Annotated in this window: 19 protein-coding genes and 1 pseudogene; 7 read left to right on the top strand and 13 right to left on the bottom strand. The window is 62.5% G+C overall.

Features of this window, described 5'->3' with window-relative positions; translation table 11 throughout:
* Positions 1 to 616 (bottom strand): annotated as a pseudogene (locus tag ACGVJ8_RS06450) (phenylalanine--tRNA ligase subunit alpha); the annotation flags it as partial.
* Between the two features lie 71 nt (positions 617 to 687).
* Between ACGVJ8_RS06450 and surE the strand changes: the two are divergent.
* Entirely contained in the window at positions 688 to 1497 is an 810-nt protein-coding gene (surE, locus tag ACGVJ8_RS06455; protein WP_392346503.1) for a 5'/3'-nucleotidase SurE, read from the top strand.
* Here the strand turns inward: surE and ACGVJ8_RS06460 are convergent.
* Positions 1482 to 2042 carry a DUF3611 family protein gene (locus tag ACGVJ8_RS06460; RefSeq protein WP_392346505.1) on the bottom strand — a complete coding sequence of 187 codons (561 nt, stop codon included), beginning with the start codon at positions 2040 to 2042 and terminating at the stop codon, positions 1482 to 1484. The two genes, surE and ACGVJ8_RS06460, sit on opposite strands and share 16 nt — an antisense overlap.
* Before the next feature lie 54 nt (positions 2043 to 2096).
* On the opposite strand from ACGVJ8_RS06460, the gene ACGVJ8_RS06465 reads away from it, so the two are divergent.
* A complete protein-coding gene (locus tag ACGVJ8_RS06465) occupies positions 2097 to 3038 on the top strand; it encodes a bifunctional riboflavin kinase/FAD synthetase (protein WP_392346536.1) in 942 nt (313 codons plus the stop codon).
* On the opposite strand, the gene ACGVJ8_RS06470 is transcribed toward ACGVJ8_RS06465, so the two are convergent.
* Positions 3020 to 3157 carry a hypothetical protein gene (locus ACGVJ8_RS06470; protein ID WP_392346540.1) on the bottom strand — a complete coding sequence of 46 codons (138 nt, stop codon included), beginning with the start codon at positions 3155 to 3157 and terminating at the stop codon, positions 3020 to 3022. The two genes, ACGVJ8_RS06465 and ACGVJ8_RS06470, sit on opposite strands and share 19 nt — an antisense overlap.
* Before the next feature lie 15 nt (positions 3158 to 3172).
* Here ACGVJ8_RS06470 and ACGVJ8_RS06475 point away from each other — a divergent pair, with 15 nt between their 5' ends.
* Genes ACGVJ8_RS06475 through ACGVJ8_RS06485 form a run of 3 tightly spaced genes read left to right on the top strand, consistent with a single transcriptional unit; the run spans position 3173 to position 5404 of the window.
* The gene (locus ACGVJ8_RS06475; RefSeq protein WP_392346507.1) at positions 3173 to 4231 is read left to right on the top strand and encodes a thiamine phosphate synthase; all 1059 of its coding nucleotides are present in this window, start codon (positions 3173 to 3175) and stop codon (positions 4229 to 4231) included.
* A 3-nt stretch (positions 4232 to 4234) separates the two neighbouring features.
* The gene (gene thiS / locus ACGVJ8_RS06480; RefSeq protein ID WP_392346509.1) at positions 4235 to 4453 is read left to right on the top strand and encodes a sulfur carrier protein ThiS; all 219 of its coding nucleotides are present in this window, start codon (positions 4235 to 4237) and stop codon (positions 4451 to 4453) included.
* An 18-nt stretch (positions 4454 to 4471) separates the two neighbouring features.
* Positions 4472 to 5404 (top strand): DUF1517 domain-containing protein, encoded by a 933-nt coding sequence (locus ACGVJ8_RS06485; RefSeq protein ID WP_392346511.1) that lies wholly within the window; start codon positions 4472 to 4474, stop codon positions 5402 to 5404.
* 261 nt (positions 5405 to 5665) lie between these two features.
* Here the strand turns inward: ACGVJ8_RS06485 and larB are convergent, their stop codons facing one another.
* Genes larB through era form a run of 5 tightly spaced genes read right to left on the bottom strand, consistent with a single transcriptional unit; the run spans position 5666 to position 9428 of the window.
* Positions 5666 to 6340: a nickel pincer cofactor biosynthesis protein LarB gene (larB, locus tag ACGVJ8_RS06490; protein WP_392346513.1), complete on the bottom strand. Its 675-nt coding sequence runs from the start codon at positions 6338 to 6340 to the stop codon at positions 5666 to 5668.
* A complete protein-coding gene (locus ACGVJ8_RS06495; protein ID WP_392346515.1) occupies positions 6337 to 6732 on the bottom strand; it encodes a TIGR03792 family protein in 396 nt (131 codons plus the stop codon). The genes larB and ACGVJ8_RS06495 overlap by 4 nt, the downstream gene beginning before the upstream one ends.
* 48 nt (positions 6733 to 6780) lie before the next feature.
* On the bottom strand, positions 6781 to 7986 hold the full coding sequence (gene trmD / locus ACGVJ8_RS06500; RefSeq protein ID WP_392346517.1) for a tRNA (guanosine(37)-N1)-methyltransferase TrmD: 1206 nt from the start codon (positions 7984 to 7986) through the stop codon (positions 6781 to 6783).
* A gap of 6 nt (positions 7987 to 7992) precedes the next feature.
* Positions 7993 to 8454, bottom strand: coding sequence for a phycobiliprotein lyase (locus tag ACGVJ8_RS06505; RefSeq protein ID WP_392346519.1), 462 nt, complete (start codon positions 8452 to 8454; stop codon positions 7993 to 7995).
* Between the two features lie 38 nt (positions 8455 to 8492).
* Positions 8493 to 9428 carry a GTPase Era gene (era, locus tag ACGVJ8_RS06510; protein WP_392346521.1) on the bottom strand — a complete coding sequence of 312 codons (936 nt, stop codon included), beginning with the start codon at positions 9426 to 9428 and terminating at the stop codon, positions 8493 to 8495.
* A 62-nt stretch (positions 9429 to 9490) separates the two neighbouring features.
* Here era and ACGVJ8_RS06515 point away from each other — a divergent pair, with 62 nt between their 5' ends.
* On the top strand, positions 9491 to 10012 hold the full coding sequence (locus tag ACGVJ8_RS06515) for a hypothetical protein (RefSeq protein ID WP_392346523.1): 522 nt from the start codon (positions 9491 to 9493) through the stop codon (positions 10010 to 10012).
* Between the two features lie 53 nt (positions 10013 to 10065).
* Here the strand turns inward: ACGVJ8_RS06515 and ACGVJ8_RS06520 are convergent, their stop codons facing one another.
* The 5 genes from ACGVJ8_RS06520 to ACGVJ8_RS06540 form a co-directional block, all read right to left on the bottom strand.
* The gene (locus tag ACGVJ8_RS06520) at positions 10066 to 10797 is read right to left on the bottom strand and encodes a Bax inhibitor-1 family protein (RefSeq protein WP_392346525.1); all 732 of its coding nucleotides are present in this window, start codon (positions 10795 to 10797) and stop codon (positions 10066 to 10068) included.
* A gap of 68 nt (positions 10798 to 10865) precedes the next feature.
* Positions 10866 to 11861, bottom strand: a complete 996-nt coding sequence (locus ACGVJ8_RS06525) for a PhoH family protein (RefSeq protein ID WP_392346527.1) — start codon at positions 11859 to 11861, stop codon at positions 10866 to 10868.
* A gap of 8 nt (positions 11862 to 11869) precedes the next feature.
* Positions 11870 to 12253 (bottom strand): 30S ribosomal protein S16, encoded by a 384-nt coding sequence (rpsP, locus tag ACGVJ8_RS06530; protein WP_392346529.1) that lies wholly within the window; start codon positions 12251 to 12253, stop codon positions 11870 to 11872.
* Positions 12254 to 12332: 79 nt separating this feature from the next.
* Positions 12333 to 13739 (bottom strand): signal recognition particle protein, encoded by a 1407-nt coding sequence (gene ffh / locus ACGVJ8_RS06535; protein WP_392346531.1) that lies wholly within the window; start codon positions 13737 to 13739, stop codon positions 12333 to 12335.
* 55 nt (positions 13740 to 13794) lie between these two features.
* On the bottom strand, positions 13795 to 15747 hold the full coding sequence (locus ACGVJ8_RS06540) for an IMS domain-containing protein (RefSeq protein ID WP_392346534.1): 1953 nt from the start codon (positions 15745 to 15747) through the stop codon (positions 13795 to 13797).
* A 101-nt stretch (positions 15748 to 15848) separates the two neighbouring features.
* Between ACGVJ8_RS06540 and ACGVJ8_RS06545 the strand changes: the two genes are divergently transcribed.
* The coding region (locus tag ACGVJ8_RS06545) for a thiamine pyrophosphate-dependent enzyme (RefSeq protein ID WP_392346538.1) at positions 15849 to 16625 on the top strand (777 nt) is incomplete at its 3' end.

Raw genomic sequence — 16625 nt, forward strand, 5'->3', positions numbered from 1 at the left:
GGCGATAGACCCGACCGGGAGCCACGATCCGCACCGGCGGCGGGTTCTCTTCGAGGTGGCGAATCTGGACCGGGGAAGTGTGGGTCCGCATCAGCAGGTCACCACCGAGATAAAAGGTGTCCTGCATGTCCCGGGCCGGATGGTCCTCGGGGATATTCAGCGCGGTGAAGTTGTAATGGTCCCGCTCCACCTCAGGGCCCTCGGCCACGCTGTAGCCGAGGCCCAGGAACAAATCGACGATCTCTTCGGTGGTGGTGATCAGGGGATGGCGATGCCCCATCGGCACCCCTGAAGCCGGAGCGGTGACATCGAGGCTTTCCCTGGCAATGCGCTCCGCCATGGCCGCCTGCTTCACGGCCTGAAGCCGCTCTCCCAATAGCGACTGCACCTGCGTTTTCAGCACATTGGCGCGCTGACCCACCAGAGGGCGCTCCTGACCGGGCAACTTGCCCATCGCCCCGAGCACACCGGAGATCCGGCCCTTCTTGCCCAGCAGTCCGACCCGCAGTTGCTCCAGCGCAGCGGTGTCGGCCGCCTCGGCGATCTCCGCCGCGGCCTGCTGCTCAAGGGCATCGAGTTGATCGGTGAGCTGCTGCAGGGTGACCGGTGCGCTCACAGGGATGGAACAGACAGCTGCCGACTGTAAGCAGCCATGCCGCTTAGGTTCACCTCAGTGCGAATGACCCCATGGCCCCGCTGCGGATCCTGATCAGCAATGACGATGGGGTCTTCGCCGACGGCATCCGAACCCTGGCCGCCGCAGCGGCAGCCCGCGGCCATCAGGTGACGCTGGTCTGCCCGGATCAGGAACGGTCTGCCACAGGCCATGGCCTCACCCTGCAGACCCCCATTCGCGCCGAACGGGCCGATGAATTGTTCGCCCCAGGGGTCACCGCTTGGGCCTGCAGTGGCACCCCCGCCGACTGCATGAAACTGGCCCTGTTCGAATTGGTGAAGGAGAAACCAGACCTGGTGCTCTCCGGCATCAATCACGGCCCCAACCTGGGAACAGACGTGTTCTGCTCCGGCACCGTTGCCGCAGCGATGGAAGGCACCCTGGAGGGCATTCGTTCCCTAGCGGTGAGCAGTGCCTGCTTCCAGTGGCGTCAGTTCCAGGCGGCCGCCGATCTTGCCCTGGAGGTAAGTGAACAGGCCATAGCAGACCAGTGGCCCGACAACCTACTGCTCAACCTCAACATCCCCCCCTGTGCCCGGGAGGAGATGGGAGCACTGCGCTGGACCCGTCTCTCGATCCGGCGATACGACGAGCAATTCAGCCGTCGGGAAGACCCCCGTTGCCGCGCCTACTACTGGCTAGCCGGAGAAGCTGTGCAGGATCTCGAATCAGCCGGAGAAGGTCCCCGGGATTGGCCCAGTGATGTGGCCCAGATTCATGCCAATTCACCCTCACTCACGCCGATCCAGCCCGACCTATTCTGGCGGGGACCCCTCAGCGGACTGCCGCAGCTCAAGCTCAATGATCAACTGGTGCGGTAAACCCGCTGCAGCAACCACAGGGAGAACAACACCCCGATCAGGTGGGCAAACAGCACCTGGGTATTGCTGAGCACGGACAGCATTTCCAGAGAGGTAATCGCCAGGTTGTCGGCCATGCCACGGCCGCCGATGGCAATGCCGGGAGTCTGCATCGAGGCCTGCACGAACAGGCTGCCGGCAAGGGCCTGATAGCCGATGGTGGCGAAGGTGAGACCCAGAAGATCCGCCAACAACCCCCTTTTGATTAGCCGCGCCACCTCGCCCCGACTGGGACGGGCCGCACTATCGATCGCCCGACCGGTACGAACGATCAGCCAGCCCTGGCAGAGGCTGAACAGCAGCAGTAGGAAAGCCAGGGAGGTGAGTGAGAGGCCAGGTCCCAGACCCACAGCACGTTCGGAATTGCGAGCCAGGCTGCCGCCGATGTTGTTGAACAGCAGAACGCCCACCACAACGATGCCGAGAACCACCTGGATCCAGAACCGGATCCATCCCATCCGACGCACGCCGAACGACAACTTCTGGAAATCGAGGCGGTCTGGCATGCCCTGGTGCTCGGTCGTTCAAACTTGCCACCAAAGCGCACCTTCTGCACCTCTTTGATCCCGCTCTGCTCTCCAGAGGAAGCCCGTCGGCCCACTGCCCTGGCGCTGGGGAGTTTCGATGGCCTGCATGCCGGCCATCGCCGTGTGATCAATGAGGCCATCCAGGACAGCCCGGAAGAGGCCGTTGCCTCGGTAGTGAGCTTCTGGCCCCATCCCCGTGAGGTGCTGTTCGGGGAGGCACGCCTGAGGTTAGACCTACCCAGCGAAAAACTCGCCCTGCTGGAACCCCTGGGGATCCAGCAGCTCGTGCTGGTGCCCTTCACCCGCGAGCTCGCTCAGCTGAGTGCGGAGGACTTCGTTACAAGCATGCTGCTGAACACACTTCAGGCCAGGCGCATTGCCGTGGGCATCAACTTCCGCTTCGGTCATCAGCGGCGTGGTGACGCCGAGATGCTGGAACGGCTGGCGGCTCGGAACGGCGTTGAAGTGAAGGTGGTGCCCATCGTTGAAGACCAAGAGGGCCGGATGAGCAGCAGCCGGATCCGCGCGGCCCTCGACCAGGCCGACCTAACCACCGCCAAAACCTTGCTGGGCCGGGCCTACCGCTTTCAGGGACGGGTGGTTCGGGGCCGAGGCCTGGGGCGTGAACTGGGTTGGCCCACCGCCAATCTCCAGGTGGATGGCCGTAAGGCCTTGCCAGGGCTTGGCGTCTACGCCGCCTGGGCCCAACTGGATGGGGATGGGGATCGGCTACCGGCCGTGATGAACCTCGGGCCCCAACCCACGATCGATCCCACGTCCCCTTCAGCCGTGGAGGTGCACCTGCTGGATCAGAGCCTGGAACTGGAGGGCCGGCACCTGGGAGTCGAGCCGGTGCAGCGCTTGCGCGGCCAGACCAAATTCAGTGGTCTCGAGGAGCTCAGCAGTCAGATCGACCGCGACGCAGCCCAGGCCCGAGAGATTCTTCAGACCGGCTCTCAGGCCGCGGTCGGATAGGCATTCACCAGCCCCCAGACGACGAACACGCCGATGCCGCCGAGAAGAACGATTCCCCAGACCAGAACGTGCATGGTGCTCTCAGAACCACCGTTCTCCATGACCGACGCAGAAACCATTGCCCACAGGGTGCCATGAATCCGACCCCTCGCGAGACATCCCTGGATCCACGGGTGGCACGCCTGATCGACGCCAACCTCGACCGTGCCCGGGAAGGCCTGAGGGTTGTCGAGGACTGGTGCCGCTTCGGGCTGGAGCAACAGGATCTGGTGGTGCGCCTCAAGGACTGGCGTCAACGGCTGGGGCGACTGCATCACGACAGCTACAAGCAGGCCCGCTCCACCCGCACCGACACCGGAGCCGGACTGGAGCATCCGGCCCAACTCGATCGCCACAGCCCCGACCACGTGGTGGCGGCCAACTGCGCCCGGGTGCAGGAGGCGCTGCGGGTGCTGGAGGAGTACGGCCGCAACATCGATCCTGCGCTGGCCGCTGAAGCCGCTGCGATCCGCTACGGCCTTTACGACCTGGAGGTGACCTGCCTCAACGCCACCCTGGGAGCAAGGCGGCGCAACAAGCTTCAGGACTGTCGCCTCTGCCTAATCACAACCCCCTCCGATAACCTGACCGATCGGGTGCAGGCCGCCCTGCGGAACGGCGTTGGGATGGTGCAGTACCGCTGCAAAGCGGGGAACGACCACGAACGCCTGCAGGAGGCTCAACAGCTCAGGCAGCTCTGCAACCGCTTCGGGGCTCTGTTCTTCATCAATGACCGTGTGGACCTTGCCCTGGCGGTCGATGCGGATGGGGTGCACCTGGGCCAGGAGGACATGCCCAGCGAGGTGGCCCGCGATCTGCTGGGTTCCGATCGTCTGCTGGGCCGCAGCACCCACAGCATCGATCAGATTCATCAGGTTCAGCAGAAGCCAATCGATTATCTCGGCTTCGGCCCGATCCACTCCACGGCCGTCAAACCCGAGTGGAACCCTGTTGGTGTGGAGCTCTTGGCGCAGGCCACTGCGATCAGCCAACGCCCCGTCTTCGCCATCGGTGGAATCACCTCGGCCAATCTGCCGGCACTGCTCACGGCCGGGGGCCAGCGCGCGGCCGTGATCGGCGCGATCATGCACGCAGATGACAGCGGTCTGGCCTCGCGGCAACTGCTCCAGCAGCTGGAAAACGCCACGTTCTGAGCCATGCCTCTCTCCCTGATGGTCAACGGTGAAACCCGCGTGCTGGATCCAGCACCGGAGCCCGCCAGCCTGACGGCCGTTGTTGCCTTGCTGGCCAACAACCCCCAGCTGGTGGTCGCCGAGCACAACGGCGTGATCGCACCCCGCAGACGTTGGGACAGCATCGTGGTGAAGGATGACGACACCCTTGAGATCGTCACCATCGTTGGTGGTGGTTCCTAGAGTCGCCGGATCAATGCTGTGGGCGCTGCTGTGGCCACTCCCCGACTGTTGACACGACCCCGACGACTGCTCGCATCACTGCTGATACCGCTAGTGATTGTGGGGCTCTGCCTGTTCCAGGCACAGCCGGCTGATGCCGCCCGCGGTGGGCGCATGGGAGGGGGCAGCTTCCGCGCTCCTTCGATGCCGCGATCCAGCGGTGGCTACCGCGGGGGTGGCTCCCGTGGCGGCGGGATGGGTTTTCCCTTCATCATTCCGATCTTCGGCTTCGGTGGTGGTGGACTGTTTGGTCTGCTGATCCTGATGGCCGTCGCAGGCGTGCTGGTGAACGCCCTTCGTGGCGTTGGCAATGCCCCCACGATCGGTGGTGCTGCTACAGCTCCAGTCATGCCGCACAACGTGAACATGATTCAAGTGCAGGTGGGCCTGCTGGCCAGTGCCAAATCCCTGCAGGACGATCTGCGTTCGTTGGCTGCCTCCTCCGACACCAACAGTTCCACCGGTCTGCAGAGGCTGCTGCAGGAAACAACCCTGGCCCTGCTGCGCCAACCGGACCTCTGGGTTTACGCCAATGCCGAAAGCGGCAGTGTTCCCTTCAGCTCGGCTGAATCAACGTTCAATCGCCTCTCGATGAACGAGCGCAGCAAGCTGGACGCTGAGCTCACCAGCAACGTCGGCGGGCAACGGACGATGGACACGAGCAACAGCGCTGGAGATGCTGATGCCACCAACGAATTCATCGTTGTGACCTTGCTTGTGGCGTCGACGGCATCATCCAAACTAGCCGGAGCCGACACTGGAGAAGATCTGCGCCAGACCCTGCGCATTCTTGGTTCCACAGCCTCCAGTGAACTCATGGCCCTAGAGGTGATCTGGCAACCGGAAGGCCGCGGAGATGTGCTGAGCGCCAACGACCTGGTGACGGCCTACCCCAACCTCCAACATCTCTGAGAGACCAGAGCCCTTCATTGCTTATCTACAGGATTTCTGAGTATTTCTCCCCGGAGATTAAGCCTAATTTGACCTAAGTAGATTGAGCACCTCCAGCATTGGCTCCCGATCCCCGCTCCATGGAGTAGCAACAGGACGATGAACTGGTGCGGGCTGATCTAGACGCTCTTGTGCATGCGCTTCAACAGGTGGAGTGCGATCACAACAGCGCTGAGCTACAGCGTCTCGGCCAGATCGATCCTTCCGTTGCGGCTTGAAACCTCAGGTTGGAGCTTGAGGGGTACAGCCTCTGAGCATCCGTAATGCAGCCATGGCTGAGCCATATCCATTGTCGATATTCACCACCGTCAGTCCTGGGGCACAGCTGGCGAGCATTCCTTCCAAAGCAGTTCGTCCCCCTGCGCTGATTCCATAGCCAACGGAAACCGGGACGCCGATCACGGGTTGCGGCACCAGACCGGCCAGCACCGTCGGCAACGCACCCTCCATTCCCGCGCAGACGATCAGGATCCGCGCCGTGGCCAGACGGGGCAGTTGGTCCAGCAAGCGGTGCAATCCAGCCACCCCCACATCCATCACAGGATCCACGCCGATGCCATGGCAACGCAGGGCCAAGCTGATCTCCGCCACCACCGTGCGATCACTGCTGCCTCCACTGAGCACCGCCACCTCAGCCGGTGACGCAGGCACAGGAGGTAACGCACCCAGGGTGAGGCAGCGAGCCTCAGCGTGCAGTACCACCGCCGGCAACGCCTCACACACCCTTGCCGCTTTTTCGGGAGCCACCCGGGTGACCAGACCCAGTTCTCCTGCTGCGGCAAAGCTTTCGAGGATGGCGATGATCTGATCGGCTGTTTTGTGTTCCCCCCACACGGCCTCAACCATGCCCAAGCGCTGGCGGCGCCGCAGATCGAGACGAGCATCCGGCGTGTTCACTGCGGCAACAGTTCCCCTTCAAACAGCAGCGGAAAAGGGTTGCCCTGGCGCTGTCCTGTTTGCTCACGGGCCAACATCTCGAAGCGCTCCTGAACCGTCTCCACCTCGGCCATGGAGATGGATTTCCATGCCTCACGACTGCTCCAACGAATCAGCAGCGTTCCCTCCTCGGTTGCCGAATCCCAGAACAGATCACGGCCCAGAAAGCCAGGCTGTTGCTTCAACCAAGGCTCCCAGCTGCCGCGTTCCGCCGTCATCCACTGCTCACGGCTCTCCCGGGGAACCTGCAGCCGCAGGTGCTCAACCACAGCCACCGCCTTACCAAGCTTCGGGTCGGACTCTGCCCGAACCTCTGTCTCCGAAAGCCCGCCCAACAACAGAACCAGCGCCAAACAAGGTGCGACGACCCTAAGCAGTACAGACCGGAGGTGATGCACGGTTCAACTCCGCTGCAGTAGAGCCACAGCCTGGCAACTGATGCCCTCTTCCCGTCCCTCCGGACCCAATCCTTCGTTGGTGGTGGCCTTCACACCCACGGCATCGGGGGCAATGCCGATCGCTGACGCCATCCGGCTGCTCATCTCCGCGATATGCGGCTTGAGTTTGGGGCGCTCAGCAATCACCACCGCATCGATGTTCACCACCGACCAGCCTCGCTTCTTCACCAGCTTCACCACCTGATCCAGCAGCTTCAAGCTGTCGGCCCCTTTCCATTGGGGATCGGTGGGGGGGAAGTGCTTACCAATGTCACCAAGGGCGAGGGCCCCGAGCAGCGCATCAATCACGGCATGCAGCAGCACCTCGGCATCGCTGTGTCCATACAGGCCAAGACCGTCGGGATGGTCCAGGGTCACACCCCCCAGGATGAGGGCCCGTCCGGGCACCAGCCGATGGATATCGTATCCGTTGCCGATGCGCAGTTCCATGCCGGGATCTGAAGGGTCATTCATTGTCGCGGTCTGCCAGCGGGCAAACAGATCGGGCCGCCGCTCGCGAGTTCGCTGCTCCCGCTGCTCTTGGCGCCACCGGGCGATGGCACCATGGTCGCCACTGCGCAGCACATCCGGAACGGTCATGCCGCGGAAGTTGGTGGGGCGAGTGTAATGCGGGTGTTCCAGGAGGAGTGCACTGTGGCTTTCCTCCACTAGGGAATCGGCCGTGCCTACCGTGCCGGGCAACAGTCGAACAACACCGTTGATCACCGTCATCGCCGGCAGCTCACCGCCGGTAAGGACGAAATCACCCATCGACACCTCCTCATCGGCCAGGCCACGAATGCGCTCGTCGAACCCCTCGTAGTGACCGCAGAGGAAGACCAGTTGATCGTGGTCAGTAGACCAACGTTGCAGATCCACCTGCTCAAGAGGACGCCCCTGCGGTGACATCAACAGAACCCGGCTGCGGGGACTGCGGGGGATCGCCTTCATCGCGGCGAACACCGGCTCGGGCTTGAGCACCATGCCGGCACCGCCCCCGTAGGGCTCGTCATCCACCTTGCGATGGCGATCCGTGGCGAAGTCCCTGGGGTTGTGCAGATGCAACTCGGCAATGCCTGCGTTGAAGGCACGACCGATCACCCCGAGCTCTAGCAGAGGAGCAAACGCCTGCGGCGCCAGGCTCACCACATCAAGACGATAGGGCGCCATGCCGCCTCAAACCGCAGGTTTGGACACCCTTCGGATGTCCGTGCAGAAACTGCCCTGCACCGGTGTTCCCTGCGCATCCACGGCCGTGGTGCTGCGCAGGCGCAGGTTGGCCCGCGTGAACCAGATCCTCTCCTGAACCTGCACGCCCTCAGCCCGGCTGAGGTTCAGCTCCATGCTGCCGTCGGGCCAGAACCTCCAGTTACCTAGGGAGTCAGCATCGAGGATCAGCTGTCCATCAGCGGCGAAGGTGAGGGTGCTGCTGGTTCCACCAGGGGCCTGCACTTGCAGTTGGCCGAGAGCCCCCTGCTCGATCACGCAGCGGACGGTGAGTTCACCCCGTTCGCTGCTGTGCCAATCATCATCACCACCGGCAGCCAGCTCAAAGTAGCTGCGAAGGCTCATCCACTCCCCGTCGCAGAGGCTCAGAAAGGAGCCTGGGTCTTCCGGGGGAAAAGCTGGTTCACTCATTGGCCCATCCTCTCAGCCGTGGGGCAGGCGGTTATTGGTTATTGATCCCCTGTGTAACCCAGCTCCGCCAAGCGGGCGGGTTTGCTGCGCCAATCGGGCACCACCTTGACGAACAGCTCCAGGTACACCGGCCCATCGATCAGTACCTGCATCTGCAGCCGGGCCCTCTGACCGATCGTCTTGAGCATCGCCCCGCCTTTTCCGATAAGGATTCCCTTCTGACTCTTGCGTTCCACCAGCACCGTGGCCAGAACGGCCGTCCGACCTGCACCTTCGCCCTTAGCCGGCAAGTCCTCAATGCGATCGATGGTGATGGCAACGCTGTGAGGCACTTCCTCCCGCGTGTGGAGAAGCACCTGCTCGCGAATGAGTTCCCCCAGCAGCACCCGCTCCGGTTGATCACTCACCATCTCGGGTGGATACAGCTGTGGCCCCAAGGGCAACTGAGCCGCCATCGCTGCTGTGAGCTCTGGGCAACCATCGCCTAACAGGGCGCTGCAGCGGTGCACCGGCCAGTTTGTCTCCTCCAGCAGAAGGGCATAGGCCTCTTCCGCCTCGGAGCGATGCTCCTCCGCCAGGTTGTCCCACTTGTTGAGGGCGACCAGCACCGGCAGGGACTGCTGCTTCAGCAGATTCACGATGAAGGCATCACCCCGCCCCGGGCGCTCGCACCCCTCCAGCAGCAACACCACCAGGTCCACTTCACCGATGGCGCTGCGCGCACTTTTCACCAGCCGCTCACCCAGAAGATGATGGGGTTTGTGGATGCCAGGCGTATCCACCAGCACCATCTGGGCTACCTCCGTGGTGAGGATCGCCCGCAGGCGGTTGCGGGTGGTCTGGGCTACAGGCGATGTGATCGCCACCTTCTCCCCCACCAGCTGATTCACCAGCGTGGATTTGCCCACGTTCGGGCGACCAATCAGTGCGATGAAGCCAGAGCGGTAATCCTCTGGCAGGGAAGTTGCGTGCATGTTCTAAGTCTGCGCCGCCGTTGAATCGACCCATAGCCTGAGGGGAGGAATTCGACAGGTCCATGGCGGATCAGCAACCCACCTTTCAGCAGGCCATGGAGATCACAGCGACCTGGCTGCAGCAGTGGGACAACGAAGAGATCAGCGATGAGGTGCTGGCCGACCGCATCGGTGAAATGGTGGCCAGCCGAGATGGTGCCCGGGGATTTTTCGTTGTGAGCCTGGCGGGCGAGAGCGTGCTGATGGATCGGTTGCCCGACGCCGTGGTCGGCCAACTGCGCGGTGCCGGTGCTGGAGTTGTGGATCTGAGCGTCCGCAATCTGGCCATGAGCACCGCCATGGTCGTGCATCACCGGCGCACGGGAGATAAGGTGCAGCAGGCCGGCTCGGAGCGGGTCAGCAGCCGCTGCATTGAACTGATCAGGCTGCTGGAACCAGTGGAGGTGAAGGAGCGGCTGGAGCAACTGCTGTCCGCAGCCCTCGACAACCGCGGCGAGGACGTCGCCTTCCTGGAGAAGTGGGGATATGACGCCGAGCAGAAGCAAGCCATCGGAGACAGCGTCTATGCCGTGGCCGAGGACTGAGCTACAAAAAAGCCCCGGACAAGCCAGGGCGAAGCAGACATTCCGACCGAACCTCAGTCGCGACGACCACCGCCGTTGAGCACGATGATCAAGCGCAGGATGAAGATGAACAGGTTGATGTAAGTGAGGTACATGCTCAGAGCACCTGCCAGGTATTGGTCATCCCGGTAGGAACGAGGCATCGTGTAGAAATCGACGAAAGCGGCGCCCACGAAGAGCACAGTGCCAAAGCCGGCGATCATCAGCTCAAAGCTGGTGCGATGAAACATGGCGGGGGCAAAGATGCCGCCGATGAACTGGACGACCATCGCCAAGATCAGACCGATCAGACCAAGGCTCACCACACCGGAGAGTGCCTGACCAACAGAATCGCTCATACGACGGCCAACGATCGAGGCAATCACGAAGGTGATTCCGGTGGCCAGTGCAGCGGTGCCGACCGCACCAACACCAGCAACGGCTCCAGCCAAAGCAACGAGACCACTCAGGGTGAACCCGGTGATCAGGCTGTAGACAGACAGCAGCGGCAAGGCTGTGGCGTTATTGCCCTTCAAGGCGACGTTTTGCGCCACGAAGAACAGCACCAGGTTGCCGATCACAGCCACCCAGAACAGGGGCATGAACAGCGGAGTGGCCATCATCGAGAGACCACCAATCACCCCGATTGAGGTGAGCACCATGCCGCCGCCGACGTAGGGCAGCGCTTTATTGACAACGTTGGGGCCGACGAGGGCGCTCGATTGCGCCTCGCGGATTGCCTCCTGGAAATTGCTGCTTGCTGGCATATCGACCAGGTCACCAAAGACTCATCACATCCTGCCAGCGGTGACAAGGGATTGGGGTGTGGATCTCCCTATCGACGTTGAACTTTGGGCGTTTTGCGTTCATCCCGTTGGGCATAGGCCTCCACCACCCGCTGCACGAGGGGGTGACGCACCACATCCGCCGCGGTGAGGCGGCAGACCGCCACCCCTTCCACGCCCTCCAACACCTCCGACGCCTCCACCAAACCGCTCTGCACGGTGGCGGGAAGATCCACCTGGGTGATGTCACCGGTCACGACCATTCGTGAACGCTCTCCCAGACGGGTGAGCACCATGCGCATCTGAGCCGGCGTGGTGTTCTGCGCCTCATCCAGGATCACGAAGGCATCGCTCAGGGTTCGGCCCCGCATGTAGGCCAGAGGAGCGACCTCAATCACGCCCTTCTCCAACAGCACAGTGGTTTTCTCTGCGCCGAGCAGGGAATGCAAAGCGTCGTAGAGCGGACGCAGATAGGGGTCCACCTTCTGCTGCAAGTCGCCTGGCAGGAACCCCAGGCGCTCCCCAGCTTCAACAGCCGGCCGGGTGAGAATCAAGCGCTCCACCTTGCGTTCGGTGAGCATCCGAACCGCCAAAACGGTGGCAAGAAAGGTTTTACCGGTGCCGGCAGGACCCAGAGCAAAGGTGAGGTCGTGACACTCCATGGCGTCCACGTATTTCTTCTGGCGCAGGGTGCGCGGGCGCAGCAGGTTGCCCTTCTGGCTCTTCGCCAACACCTGCTCGCCCATGGCGGCGTGGTCATCGCCGCGGCCGGTGTTGAGCGCTCCCAGGGCCGATTGTAAGTCCACCGGTGAGACCAACTGGCCCTCCTGCCAGATCGGGCGCACTAGTTCCACAACCGCAGCAGCCCGCTCTATCTGCGTTGGCCGCCCGGTGATCACCAGTTGAAGACCCCGCAAAACCATGGAGGCTCCTGTCAGAGCTTCCAGGCGATGCAGGGTTGTTTCCGCTTCACCAGCGAGGGCCAGTGCAGCATCGGGATCAGGCAGGTCGAGAACGAAACGGCCGCGTTCGCCGTCGTCAGACACCGGAATGATTAATTCTCGGTGGATTCGGACTCAGCGGAATCGGAAGCTTCAACTTCTGTAGCCTTCTCCTCAGCTTCTGCAGCCTTGGCCTCGGCAGCCTCCTTGGCATCAGCTTTACGCTTGGCCTTGCCAACGGTCTCTGCAGGACGCACGGTCTTTTCCAGAAGACCGCCGCGCTCGAGCAACGTGCGAACCACATCGGTGGGTTGGGCACCCTGACCCAAACGCTCACGGATGGCCTCGGTGTCGAGGCGCGTTTCCTTCGTCCGCGGGTTGTAGAAGCCCAGCTCCTGGAGGGGACGACCGTCCCGACGGGAGGTGCTGTTGCAGGCCACGAGGCGGAAGCTCGCTTCCCGCTTCTTGCCAAACCGCTTCAGGCGGAGCTTGATCATCGTGGCCCTGGAATGAAGGAAAAAAGGTGGTCCGGCGACGCCTAAAGGCACGCCAAACAACCACCATACCGTTCCGCCCTCACAGGTCCCCGAAGCCCTTTTTCTTCTTGGCGGGTCGCTGCCGCTTCGGCGGTCCACCACCCCCGGGCACGCCGCCCATGCCGGGCATACCTCCCATTCCGGGCATGTTGCCCTGGCTCATCTGCTGCATGAAGCCGCGCATTTTCTGGAAGTCGGCCAGCACCTTGTCCACATCTGCAGCCTGATGACCGCTGCCGCTGGCAATCCGGCGACGCCTTGAGGGTTGACTCGCCAGGAGGTCGGGATTTTCCCGCTCCTGCTGGGTCATCGAGCCGATCATGGCCTCGATGCGCTTGAGCTGCTGCTCCCCCTGCTTGAGCATGCCGTCATCGATCTTGTTCATGCCCGGGATCATTTTCATCAGGCCCCCCAGCGAGCCCATGCGCTTGATCAAGCGCATCTGCTTCACGAAGTCCGAGAAATCAAACGTCGCCTCCTGCAGCTTCTTCTGCATCTTTTCGACGTCGGCGAGTTCGACCTCCTTCTGGGCCTTCTCCACCAGCGTCAGCACATCACCCATACCGAGGATGCGACTGGCCATCCGTTCGGGATGGAACGGCTGCAGGGCCTCCACTTTCTCGCCGGTGCCGATGAACTTGATCGGCTGACCGCTCACCTTGCGGATCGAGAGAGCGGCACCACCGCGGGAATCACCATCGAGCTTGGTGAGTACCGCACCGGTGATCCCCACCTGGTCGTGAAAGGCGCGGGTGAGTTCGGCCGCTTCCTGGCCGATCATCGCATCCACCACCAGCAGCACCTCATCGGGCTGCACAGCGGTGCGGATCCGCACCATCTCCTCCATCATCTCGGTGTCGATCTGGAGGCGACCAGCGGTGTCGACCAGGAGCGTGTCGAACCCTTCCTCTTTCGCCTTGGCCAGACCAGCGGCCGCAATGTCTTCCGGCTTGGCCTCAGAACCGAGGCTGAACACCTCCACATCGATCTGAGCACCGAGTGTTTTCAGCTGCTCGATGGCGGCTGGTCGGTAGACGTCGGCACCCACCATCAGGGCCCGGCGACCCTGATCCTTGAGGTGGAGGCCAAGCTTGGCCGTCGCGGTGGTTTTACCAGCACCCTGAAGGCCGGCTATCAACACGACGGTGGGAGCTTCAGCCGCCTTGGCCAGAGGAGCGTTATCGCCCCCCATGACCTCCACCAGCTGTTCATGAACCACCTGGATGAACTTCTGATCCGAGCTGACCCCGCGCACGACCTCGGCACCAACGGCTTTGTCGCGGACCTCAGCCACGAACTCTTTCACCACCGGCAGGCTGACGTCGGCTTCAAGCAAGGCCCGACGGACGTCCTTCAGGGCTCCATCGACGTTGGTTTCGCTGATGCTGTTTTGGCCACGCAGCCCCTTGACAGCATCCTCAAAACGGGCTGAAAGCTCGTCGAACATCGGCGTTACGCCCCTGGATCAATGGGGTAAGCGTAAAAAGCGACGGTCAAGCAACTCAGGAGCCCGGGATGTAGTCGTGCAAACGCCATTGGGTTCCATCCCTGCCGAGCACGTAGGTCACGATGAAATCCGTCGGTCCTGTCTCTTCAATGACGGTCCCGTCGGCAGCCTGAAGGCGATCGCTGTAGGCCACCTGGGCCAGCAGTTCAATCCTCTGAGGCTTGCGATCGACCACCTCGATGGTGGTAATGGAAGCATCAATCGACTTGGACCGCCCTTCAGCCTGATCAGCTGCCCGCTCCAGCTCCACGCGCTTCACCAGCGGCTCCCTCGCCACGACGGAAAGATCAGCCTGCTGACCCGACAGCGTCAACGCCTTGGCATCAAGCCATCCCTGCAGCAAGGCCTGAAGCTCGGCTTCCGTGGGGGTATCACTGACCAGTGGTTCAGAGGGCGATGCAGGCTCAAGGTCGGGCTTCAGGCTCGCGACGGGCTCGTCATCCACGGGGGATGAAGCAGCATCGAGCTCCTGCTTCTCCTCAACATCCTCCTGAGCGGACAGTGAAGCGGTTTCCGGTAACAGCGGCGCAGGATCCCAGTTGCGTCGAACCAGGCCGAAACCTGCAACGGTGATCCCGACCAGTGCAAGAGCGGCGGCAGCGGGGCGCACCCAACGTTGCTGCCAGAGCGGCGTGGCATCCGAGTCTTCGGAGTCAATCTCCTGGTCCGATTCAGCCGGTTCGCCCAACGCACCAAGGGCTGCATCCCCTGCCGTTGCCCAGGCCAGGGTTGTCTCTTCGGCACCGATCTGGCGCGACGCCTTGCGATCAAGACGATCGACAAAGCCCTGCACGTCACGATCAGCGAACCAGGCATCCAAATCAGCACCCGAGGCATCGACGTCGCGATATCCCGGCAAGACATCGCGTTCAAGCCAGGCCCGGCAGTATTCGCATTGCGCGGCCAGCCGATCACCGGGGTGGTTCAGGAACCAGGCCTGCAGATCCGGATCCCGCAGAAGGGTGAAATGCCGGTCCGCATCCTTTACATTGCCCAACAGCAGATCCAGACAGCCCAGCAACGGCATGGGATCGAGGTCGGCATTGGTAAGCGTCTGCATCCGGTCGCGCGCCTGCTCGAGAAACTCAGGCTTCCGTCGCGAGAACCCTGCAGCTGTCAGGGCCAGAACCGTGAGGAAACCGGCATCGGCAGCACCCCCCTCAAACCAGCGACTGAACAGATCGATCTGCCCCTGAACGGTCAGGAAGCGGCGGATCTGATGAAAGAACGATTCGAAATCCTCCTGGCTGAGGCTACCGGGCTGATCAGCATCGGCGACCTCCAGACCACCACGGGCCACGACCAGCTCATCCAACAGCGTTAAGCCCCGTTGATGGGAGTCCTGATCGCCAAGATCACGGCTGAGTAGATCCAGAATCCTGAAGGGAGTGAGCGCCTGCAAGGCGTCTTCAAGCTGGCGCTGCTGGTCGGGCAGCTTGCCCATCAGCTGTTGCAGCTGAATGCCGTCAATCAAAAGTTGGGCCGCCGACTCGTAGCGCCGTTGGTCTTGTTCCTCCACGGCAGCATCGCGGCAGGCCAGGGCGGCCAGGAGCGTCAGATCCGCTTCACGGCCACTGCCGAGGGCCGGGGCTTGAGGGGGTTGGAGCCCCTGCCGTGCCAACTGAAAGGCCTCGAGAGCACCATGAGCCTCCCAGAGCAGAATCAGACCCGCCACCTCACTGCTGGTGAAGAGGTCCAACCCAACCGTGCCGTTGGGATGGGATTCACTGAGGCGCAACAGAGCTGCTTCGTACTCGGCCCTGTCGGCGGGATCGGTCAGCAGATCGGCGGAGCGACGCAACAGGTCGGCCCGTTGGAGCAGAGCCTCGTGGGTAAAGCCCTGATCCGGTGGACTGTCGCAGCGGGTTTCCAAGCGGCGCAGAATCACCTCTGGCTCTGCCGATGGACTGACGCCCAGAAGTCGGAAATGATCGATGGGCAGATCCAACAGCGCCGCTGCGAGGAGACGCGGATCTTAGTCAGTGTCAGGGGTTTTGCCCATCGTTCATCGGTTGGCCCTTAAAGTTGAGCGCAATCCATTAGGTGGACATGGGTCAGGACTTCGCTGTGGATTCCGCTCCGATTGGCACTGCGACTGCTGGTCCCCATGCCGAACGGCTCTCCAAATTGGTTACGGCACAACGGGCCACCGTGGACCGGGGGATCGGTCTGGAGCTTTACCGGGACATGACCCTGGGCCGGCGCTTCGAGGACAAATGCGCCGAGATGTACTACCGGGGCAAGATGTTCGGCTTCGTGCATCTCTACAACGGTCAGGAAGCGGTCAGCACCGGTGTGATCGGTGCGATGAAGCGGCAGCACGACTGGTTCTGCAGCACCTACCGCGATCACGTGCATGCCTTGAGTGCCGGTGTGCCGGCCCGCGAAGTCATGAGCGAACTCTTCGGCAAGGAGACCGGTTGCAGCAAGGGTCGCGGCGGTTCAATGCACCTGTTCTCCAAAGAGCATCACCTTCTTGGCGGCTTTGCCTTCATCGCCGAGGGCATTCCCGTGGCACTCGGATCTGCCTTCACCAGCCGCTACAAGCGCGACGCCCTCGGTGATACCTCCAGCAATGCCGTGACAGCAGCGTTCTTTGGCGATGGAACCTGCAACAACGGTCAGTTCTTCGAGTGCATGAACATGGCGCAGCTGTGGAAGCTACCGATCATTTTCGTGGTCGAGAACAACAAGTGGGCTATTGGAAGGGCCCACGACAGGGCCACCAGTGACCCGGAGATCTGGCGCAAGGCCAGTTCCTTTGGGATGGCCGGCGACGAAGTGGATGGAATGGACGTGCTGGCCGTGCGTGCAGCAGCTCAGCGT

Source organism: Parasynechococcus sp. (assembly GCF_042954245.1).
In the GTDB taxonomy this organism is placed as follows: domain Bacteria; phylum Cyanobacteriota; class Cyanobacteriia; order PCC-6307; family Cyanobiaceae; genus Parasynechococcus.

Bases quoted from the DNA above. Each gene is read 5' to 3' on its own strand.
- ACGVJ8_RS06475 (WP_392346507.1), top strand. From the start codon at position 3,173: ATGAATCCGACCCCTCGCGAGACATCCCTGGATCCACGGGTGGCACGC.
- trmD (WP_392346517.1), bottom strand. From the start codon at position 7,986: ATGGCGCCCTATCGTCTTGATGTGGTGAGCCTGGCGCCGCAGGCGTTT.
- rpsP (WP_392346529.1), bottom strand. From the start codon at position 12,253: ATGATCAAGCTCCGCCTGAAGCGGTTTGGCAAGAAGCGGGAAGCGAGC.
- ffh (WP_392346531.1), bottom strand. From the start codon at position 13,739: ATGTTCGACGAGCTTTCAGCCCGTTTTGAGGATGCTGTCAAGGGGCTG.
- ACGVJ8_RS06505 (WP_392346519.1), bottom strand. From the start codon at position 8,454: ATGAGTGAACCAGCTTTTCCCCCGGAAGACCCAGGCTCCTTTCTGAGC.
- ACGVJ8_RS06460 (WP_392346505.1), bottom strand. From the start codon at position 2,042: ATGCCAGACCGCCTCGATTTCCAGAAGTTGTCGTTCGGCGTGCGTCGG.
- ACGVJ8_RS06520 (WP_392346525.1), bottom strand. From the start codon at position 10,797: ATGCCAGCAAGCAGCAATTTCCAGGAGGCAATCCGCGAGGCGCAATCG.
- thiS (WP_392346509.1), top strand. From the start codon at position 4,235: ATGCCTCTCTCCCTGATGGTCAACGGTGAAACCCGCGTGCTGGATCCA.
- surE (WP_392346503.1), top strand. From the start codon at position 688: ATGGCCCCGCTGCGGATCCTGATCAGCAATGACGATGGGGTCTTCGCC.
- era (WP_392346521.1), bottom strand. From the start codon at position 9,428: ATGCACGCAACTTCCCTGCCAGAGGATTACCGCTCTGGCTTCATCGCA.
- ACGVJ8_RS06515 (WP_392346523.1), top strand. From the start codon at position 9,491: ATGGCGGATCAGCAACCCACCTTTCAGCAGGCCATGGAGATCACAGCG.
- ACGVJ8_RS06470 (WP_392346540.1), bottom strand. From the start codon at position 3,157: ATGGTTTCTGCGTCGGTCATGGAGAACGGTGGTTCTGAGAGCACCATG.